This window comes from Isoptericola sp. NPDC055881, assembly GCF_053615895.1.
The window spans coordinates 1-7,426 of sequence record NZ_JBSHCR010000114.1 but is presented as its reverse complement, the minus strand read 5'-3'; the positions used below and the strand labels follow the sequence as shown (position 1 = coordinate 7,426).

Annotated in this window: 7 protein-coding genes; 2 read left to right on the top strand and 5 right to left on the bottom strand. The window is 73.2% G+C overall.

Annotated elements, in window-relative coordinates; genetic code table 11:
- Positions 1–53 precede the first annotated feature (53 nt).
- The 4 genes from ACWGKI_RS20115 to ACWGKI_RS20100 form a co-directional block, all read right to left on the bottom strand.
- Entirely contained in the window at positions 54–431 is a 378-nt protein-coding gene (locus ACWGKI_RS20115) for a DUF2200 domain-containing protein (RefSeq protein ID WP_452189404.1), read from the bottom strand.
- A 44-nt stretch (positions 432–475) separates the two neighbouring features.
- Positions 476–1,093 carry a DUF6580 family putative transport protein gene (locus ACWGKI_RS20110; RefSeq protein WP_452189402.1) on the bottom strand — a complete coding sequence of 206 codons (618 nt, stop codon included), beginning with the start codon at positions 1,091–1,093 and terminating at the stop codon, positions 476–478.
- Entirely contained in the window at positions 1,090–1,503 is a 414-nt protein-coding gene (locus ACWGKI_RS20105) for a DUF4430 domain-containing protein (protein ID WP_452189400.1), read from the bottom strand. Before ACWGKI_RS20105 ends, ACWGKI_RS20110 begins: the two co-directional genes overlap by 4 nt.
- Positions 1,504–1,580: 77 nt before the next feature.
- Positions 1,581–3,707 carry a DNA gyrase/topoisomerase IV subunit B gene (locus tag ACWGKI_RS20100; RefSeq protein ID WP_380245176.1) on the bottom strand — a complete coding sequence of 709 codons (2,127 nt, stop codon included), beginning with the start codon at positions 3,705–3,707 and terminating at the stop codon, positions 1,581–1,583.
- Positions 3,708–3,823: 116 nt separating this feature from the next.
- Between ACWGKI_RS20100 and ACWGKI_RS20095 the strand changes: the two genes are divergently transcribed.
- Positions 3,824–4,039, top strand: coding sequence for a DUF7455 domain-containing protein (locus tag ACWGKI_RS20095; protein WP_380245175.1), 216 nt, complete (start codon positions 3,824–3,826; stop codon positions 4,037–4,039).
- Positions 4,040–4,118: 79 nt separating this feature from the next.
- Here the strand turns inward: ACWGKI_RS20095 and ACWGKI_RS20090 are convergent, their stop codons facing one another.
- The gene (locus tag ACWGKI_RS20090; protein WP_452189397.1) at positions 4,119–5,708 is read right to left on the bottom strand and encodes a SpoIID/LytB domain-containing protein; all 1,590 of its coding nucleotides are present in this window, start codon (positions 5,706–5,708) and stop codon (positions 4,119–4,121) included.
- A 138-nt stretch (positions 5,709–5,846) separates the two neighbouring features.
- Here ACWGKI_RS20090 and ACWGKI_RS20085 point away from each other — a divergent pair, with 138 nt between their 5' ends.
- The gene (locus ACWGKI_RS20085) at positions 5,847–7,337 is read left to right on the top strand and encodes an FAD-binding oxidoreductase (protein ID WP_452189395.1); all 1,491 of its coding nucleotides are present in this window, start codon (positions 5,847–5,849) and stop codon (positions 7,335–7,337) included.
- Positions 7,338–7,426: the final 89 nt, after the last annotated feature.

Below are 7,426 nucleotides of genomic sequence, written 5' to 3'. Positions count from 1 at the left end.
GGCGAGAGCTGCGGTCGCAGCTCTCGCCGTTCTCGTCCCCCCAGCGCGGGCTGCTACGGGGTGCTCTCCTTGGCCTCCTTGGCCTGGCGCAGGATCGAGGACATCTTCTTGCCCTTCGCGACCTCGTCGACCAGCTTGTCCATCCACCGGATCTGCTGCATCAGCGGGTCGTCGATCTCCTCGACCCGCACCCCGCAGACCACCCCTGTGATGAGGACGGCGTCCGGGTTCATGGCGGGCGCCTCGGCGAAGAACGTCTCCAGGTCGACCTCGTCGGCGACGGCGCGCTCCAGGCCGGCCGCGTCGTAGCCGGTGAGCCAGGTGACGACGCGGTCGACGTCGGCCCGGTCGCGCTCCTTGCGCTCCACCTTCTGCACGTAGAGGGGATAGATGCTCGCGAAGGGCATCCGCCGGATCCGGTCTGCGGGCATCGGTCCTCGTCTCCCTGTCGGTGCGTCGAGCTCGTCCGACGAGGCTACCGCGCCGGCAGCGGGACGACGGCGGCCCCGCGCGCCCGCTCCAGCCGCGCCCCGAGGGCCACCAGCCCGGCCGCGAGCGGCACGAGCACGAGGTTGCCGAGCAGCATCGGCCGCAGGAACGGCAGACCGGCGACATAGCTGGCCACCAGCCCGTCCAGACCCGCGGGGTAGAAGGTGCCGCGGCCCAGCCACCACACGCCGGCGTTGGTCCACAGGTAGAAGAACAGCGAGCTCCCGACGCCGAACCCGAGCGCGGCGGCCAGGCGGCCGGCGGTGCCGCGGGTGCGTCCTGCCCACCACGCGCCGAGGCCGACGACGGCCCACGCGCTCCAGGTGAACACCAGCACGGAGGAGTTGCCGAGCAGGACGTCGCTCAGCGCGACGACGGCCAGCGGGGCGAGCATGGCGACGCGGTGCCGCAGCAGGCCGGCCGCCGCGAACGCCGCCGCGGTCGAGAGCTCGAGGTTCGGCGGTGCGCCGAGGTCGTCCTTCACCAGGCGCCAGACGACGGCGGCCACCACGAGCAGCACCGCGACGGCGGGGCGCCACCAGCGGCGGGCGAGCTCGCGCACGGGCAGCGGGGCCTCGAGGCGCGGGGCGGGGGCGGCGGTCACTTCTCGATCTCCTCGAGCTTCCAGGTGACGGTCTGCCCGTCCTTGGTGACGAGGGAGCCGGCCCCGACCTGCGCCATCTCCCCGTCGACGTACAGGCCCCAGAACTCGGTGTCGGGGTCCGCCTCGTGCCCCCGCACGGCGGTGACGTAGGCGTTCTCGCCCTTGCCCTGCACCTGCGCGTCAGGGTCGTGCTTCCGCAGCAGCTCGAGCGCCGTCTTGCCGTCCTCGCCCGCGTAGGAGAACTCGCTGAGGTTCTCCGCCACCTGCTCCGTGGGGTCGACCGACGTCGAGGCGGTGGAGCCGCCGTCGGCGGTCCCGTCGTCGGAGCACCCCGCCAGCAGGCCGACGGCGAGGGCGGTCGCCGGGAGCAGCGCGAGCAGTCGGGACGAGGGCGAGCGCGGGATCTTCACGGCCGAAGGGTACCCATCCTGGGCGTCCGCCCGCCGCTCGGGCCGTCATCCGGACGGTCGATCGCGGCCGGTGACCGTCAGGCGTCGATCCGCGACTGGTCCAGGGTGCTCGCGCCGGCGACGATGAACTCCTTGCGCGGCGCGACGTCGCTGCCCATGAGCAGCTCGAACACCCGCTCGGCGGCCTCGGCGTGCTCGACGGTCACGCGGCGCAGCGTGCGGTGGCGCGGGTCCATCGTGGTCTCGGCGAGCTGGTCGGCGTCCATCTCCCCCAGGCCCTTGTAACGCTGGATGTCCTCCTTGTATCGGCGTCCGGCACGGTCCAGCTTCTTGAGCGTGGCGGTGAGCTCGGCCTCCGAGTACGTGTACAGGTACTCGTTCTTGCGCCGTCCGCTGCCCAGCACCTCGACGCGGTGCAGCGGCGGGACGGCGGCGAAGACCCGGCCCGCCTCGAGCATCGGGCGCATGTAGCGGTAGAAGAGCGTGAGCAGCAGGGTGCGGATGTGGGCGCCGTCCACGTCGGCGTCGGTCATCAGCACGATCTTGCCGTAGCGCGCCGCCTCCAGGTCGAACGACCGGCCGGAGCCAGCCCCGAGCACCTGGATGATGGCGGCGCACTCCGCGTTGCGGAGCATGTCGCTGATCGACGCCTTCTGGACGTTGAGGATCTTGCCGCGGATGGGCAGCAGCGCCTGGAAGTCGCTGGACCGCGCGAGCTTGGCCGTCCCGAGGGCCGAGTCGCCCTCGACGATGAACAGCTCGCTGCGGGTCACGTCGTCGCTGCGGCAGTCCGCGAGCTTCGCCGGCAAGGACGAGGCCTCGAGGGCGTTCTTGCGGCGGGAGATCTCCTTCTGCTTGCGTGCCGTGACGCGGGCGCGCATCTCGGCGACCACCTTGTCCAGCAGCAGCGCCGCCTGCGCCTTCTCGTCGCGCTTGGACGACGTGAGCAGGGCGCCCAGCTCCTTCTCGACCACGCGCGAGACGATGGCGCGCACGGGCGCCGTGCCCAGCACCTCCTTCGTCTGGCCCTCGAACTGCGGCTCGGCGAGCCGCACGGTGACGACCGCCGTGAGGCCGGCCAGCACGTCGTCCTTCTCGATGCGCTCCGCGGCGTCCTTGGTGGAGACCTTCAGCCGGCGCGCGTTCGTCTCGATCTGCTTGCGCACCGTCTTGAGCAGACCCTGCTCGAAGCCCGACAGGTGGGACCCGCCCTTGGGCGTGGAGATGATGTTGACGAAGGTGCGCACCTCGGTGTCGTAGCCGCCGCCCCAGCGCAGGGCCACGTCCACCTCGCAGTCGCGCTGCACCTCCTGCGGCGACATGTGCCCCCGCGAGTCCAGCACGGGCACGGTCTCGGTGAAGTGGCCCGTGCCGCGCAGCTGCCAGGTCGAGGTGACCGGGGCGTCCGGCGCGAGGAACTCGACGAAGTCGACGGCCCCGCCGTCGTGCTGGAAGACCTCCTCGTGCGGCCCGGTCTCGCCCGGCGTGCCGGGCAGCCCGCGCTCGTCGCGCACCAGGATCTTCAGGCCGGGCACCAGGAACGTCGTCTGGCGCGCCCGCGTGACGAGCTCGTCGTAGCTGAATACGGCCGACTTCGGGAAGACCTGCCGGTCCGCCCAGTACCGCACCCGGGTGCCGGTGACGCCGCGCTTGACCTTGCCGACGACGGCGAGCTCGCTGTGGTCGGTGAAGGGCGCGAACGACGACTCCGGGGACGGGCCGGCCGCCGGGTCCGAGAACACGCCGGGCTCGCCCCGGTGGAACGTCATGCGGTACGTCTTGCCGCCGCGGTCGACCTCGACGTCGAGCCGCGCCGAGAGCGCGTTGACCACGGAGGCGCCGACGCCGTGCAGGCCGCCCGAGGCCGTGTACGAGCCACCGCCGAACTTCCCGCCCGCGTGCAGCTTGGTGTAGACCACCTCGACGCCCGTGAGGCCCGTCTTGGGCTCGATGTCCACCGGGATCCCTCGGCCGTCGTCCTCGACCGTCACCGACGAGTCGGCGTGCAGCACGACGCGGATCGCCGACGCGTGCCCGCCCAGCGCCTCGTCGACGGAGTTGTCGATGATCTCCCACAGGCAGTGCATGAGACCGCGCGAGTCCGTGGACCCGATGTACATGCCGGGGCGCTTGCGCACCGCCTCCAGGCCCTCGAGGACCGACAGGTGGCGCGCGGTGTACCCGGACTCGGAGGTGGCTGTCACGGGAACGAGGGTAGACGACCCGAACAGGTGTTCCGTGTGCTCCACGCCGCTATGCCCGGAGCGAACCTGGCCGGGGAGCGGGATGGTCCTGGCCACCTGTCTGGTTGGATGAGGACGTGAGCACCACGACGACCGAACCGACCCAGCCGCTGACCGCCGCCGACCGCTGCGACCGCTGCGGCGCCCAGGCGTACGTGCGAGTGGTCCTGCCCGTCGGAGAGCTCCTCTTCTGCGGGCACCACGCACGTGCGCACGCGGGTGCCTACGAGGGCGTCGCCGTCCACGTCCAGGACGAGACGGACCGCCTCCACGCCGAGCACGGGGCGCGCTGACCCGCCGACCCCCGCACGACCGACGAGACACGAGAGCCCCGCGCCGCCCGGCGCGGGGCTCTCGTGCGTCGCCCGCCGTTCAGCTCGAGCGTCCCGAGAGGGAGCCGACCCACGACCCCCGCACCCCGAGGGTGGTGCGCCAGCCGTCCGCCGTCTTGGTCCGGGACACCTTCTTCCCGGTCACGGACGTGGCAGTGAGCGTGCGGACCTGGCCGCTCGACCAGCGGGACGTGACCGCGATCGAGCGCACGGACGACAGCCCGAAGATCGACCGGGCCCTGGACTGCGTGATCGAGTCGCTCCACCGCAGGTACGGGTTGCCGGGCGCGTTCGCCGAGTAGGAGTCGTACACGTGCTTGAGGTACGGCAGGGCCGCGGTCCCGAACACCTCGTTGTTCGCGGCCGTGCCGCGGCGGCCGCCTGCCGCGCCGGTCGACGCGAAGTAGGGCGTCTCGGCGAACCGGTCCTGGGCGTCGCGCAGCACGGTGACCGTGCCGTCCTGGATCGTGGCGTCGACCGCGGCGACCCAGGTGCCACCCCAGCTGCCGCCCTCCTTCTTCCAGCCGGTGTAGTGCTGGGAGCGGGTGTCGTCGTAGACGTGGCACCCGCACGCGGACTTCAGGCCCTTGACCTTCTCCACGATCGCGTAGTTGCGCGCCACGATCGCCTGCGCCTGCAGCGCCGCGGCCCCTCGGTTGGTGCTCGAGCCCCACCCCGACGGCATCTCGTCGAGCCCGTAGAGGTACTCGGTGTTGATGATCACCTCGTTGACGACGTTCGGCCGGGACGACCGCTTCGTCACGACGAGACGCCCGTTGCGGTAGGTGCCCTGGGCGCCCGCGACGGTCGCGACCGCCTTCGTCCCGGTCGGCTGGTAGTACCGGGTGCCCGACCACTCGAACGTCAGGCTGGACCGCGCGGCGACGGTCCGCACGGTCGACGTGCCCTTCATGACCCGGGCCGTGACGCCTGCCGACGCGACGCCGACCGTGACCTTCGTCGTGGCGCCGCCGCTCGCCACCACGGTGCCGGCCGGGTCCTTGAGCTGCCAGGCCCCCTGGCCCACTGCCAGGACGGTCGTGGTGCGGGTGTCCGACGGCGGCCCGAGCACCTGGACGTCGAGCGTCGTGCGCGGGTCGTTCGCCGTGGAGACCGTGGTGCCCGGGTAGTAGTACTTCAGGATCTGCGCGGGCGTGCGGCCGGAGCGCGACTGCTGGTACGCGCCCCACTGGGCCAGCCCGACGCCGTGACCGGACCCGGAGCCGGAGATCGCGAACCGCACCGGCACGACGAGCACCTTGACCGTGCCGCTCGCCGCCCGGGTCGTCTTGAAGCGGTAGCTCGTCGACGCGGTGGGCTTCACCGTGGTCGAGGCACGGCCCTTCGCGCCGGTGCGCACCGTGCGGACCTTGACCCAGGACCCGCCCTTCTTGCGCTGGAGGGTGACGCTGGCGTACTTCACCGGCGCGCCCGACTTCAGGTACCGGACGCTCAGCGTCTTCCCGACCGCCGCCGTCGTGGTCCCGCCGCCGGCGGCGGACAGCGTCCAGGTGGCCGCCTGGGCGGGCGGGGCGACGAGGGCCGAGGCGAGGGAGAGCGCCAGTGCGACGGCGAGCGCGAGCAGGACGACGAGCCGGGTGCGTCCCGGCTGGACCGTGGTCTGGAGCACGCGGACACCCTCCCACATCGACGCAGGTCGCGGGAGTACCCGGCGCACTTCACCCGCCGCGCCGGTCGTGGCGGTGTCACCCGGGAGCCGCGCGTGGCTCCCTCTCCCCCGGCACCACCCACCGAAGGAGAGTCACCGATGTCCAGCACCGTCCCCGCCGCCGTCGCGCTCGACCAACCCGCGACGCCCCACCGCACGACGACCGCCACCGCTGCCGCGGACGAGCTCCGGCCCGCCCTGGCCGGCGCGGTGCACCTCCCCGGAGAGCCCGCCTACGAGGCGACGCTCGGAGGCTTCAACCTCGCGCTGGTCCACCAGCCCGCGCTCGTCGTGCGCGCCGTCACGCCGCAGGACGTCGCCCTGACCGTCCGCACCGCCGCCGCGCACGGGCTCGGCGTCGGCGTGCGCTCCACCGGTCACAGCGCCGCCCCGACGGGTCCCGACGACGTGCTGCTCGACGTGTCCGCCCTGGACGACGTCGTCGTCGACCCCGAGGCGCGGACGGCGACCGTCGGTCCGGGCGCGTCGTGGCGCACGGTGCTGGACGCCGGCGCCCCCTACGGGCTCGGTGGGCTGTGCGGTTCGTCGCCGCACGTCGGCGTCGTCGGCTACACGCTCGGCGGCGGCCTCGGACCGCTGGCACGCACGTTCGGCTTTGCCGCCGACCACGTCCGCTCGTTCGACGTCGTGACCGCGGACGGCGCGCTCGTCACGACGTCGCCGACCCGGCACCCGGAGCTGTTCTGGGCCCTCCGCGGCGGCGGGGGTGCGTTCGGCGTCGTGACGTCGATGACGTTCGACCTGTTCCCCCTGCGCACCGTGCGTGGAGGCACCGTGTGGTTCGACGCCGCGGACGCCGCCCCGGTCCTGCACCGCTGGCGCGAGCTCGTGGCCGACCTGCCCGAGGACGTCTCTACGTCCGTCGCCCGGCTGAACCTGCCGCCGCTGCCCGACCTCCCCGAGCCGCTGCGCGGGCGTGCCGTCCTCGTGGTCCGGTACGTGCGCCACCTGGGCGACCCCGGGCAGGACCGAGTGCGGGACGGTGTGCAGGACAGCAGGGACGACACCGGCAGCGACCCGCTGGTCGACGCGCTGCGAGGGACGGCGACGCCGATCCTCGACACGATCGGCGACCTCCCGTACGTGCGGATCGGCGAGATCCACGCAGACCCCGAGGACCCGATGCCGTTCGTCGAGCGCGGCGGACAGCTCCGCGAGCTCCCCCGGGAGGCCGTCGACGCGTTCCTCGCTGCCGTGCCGCCCGGTTCGCCCGTGATGATGGCCGAGATCCGCCTTCTGGGGGGCGCCGTCGGCCGCCCTGCGGCCGTCCCGAACGCGGTCGCCGGGCGCGGTGCGGCCTGCACGCTGTTCGTGGGTTCGCTCGGCGCGCCCCTGGGGCCGCCCGACGCCGACGTGCACGTCCAGGCGGTGCACGACGCCCTGCGCGAGTGGACCACCGGAGGCTCGCTCGTCAACTTCGCCGGGCCGCGCGACGCCGTCTCGGCCGACCTGGTGCGCACGGCCTTCGGCGCCGACACCTACCAGCGCCTGGTGGACCTGCGCCGCCGGAACGACCCGCGCGGGACGCTCGCGTCGTCCTCGCGGTGGGCCGTCGTCCAGGACGCCTGACGAGGGCACGACGCCTGAGAAGGCTCGGCCCCGGGGTGCGCGCTCCGGACACGCGAAAGGGCCCCGGTGCCGGTCGATCGACCGGCACC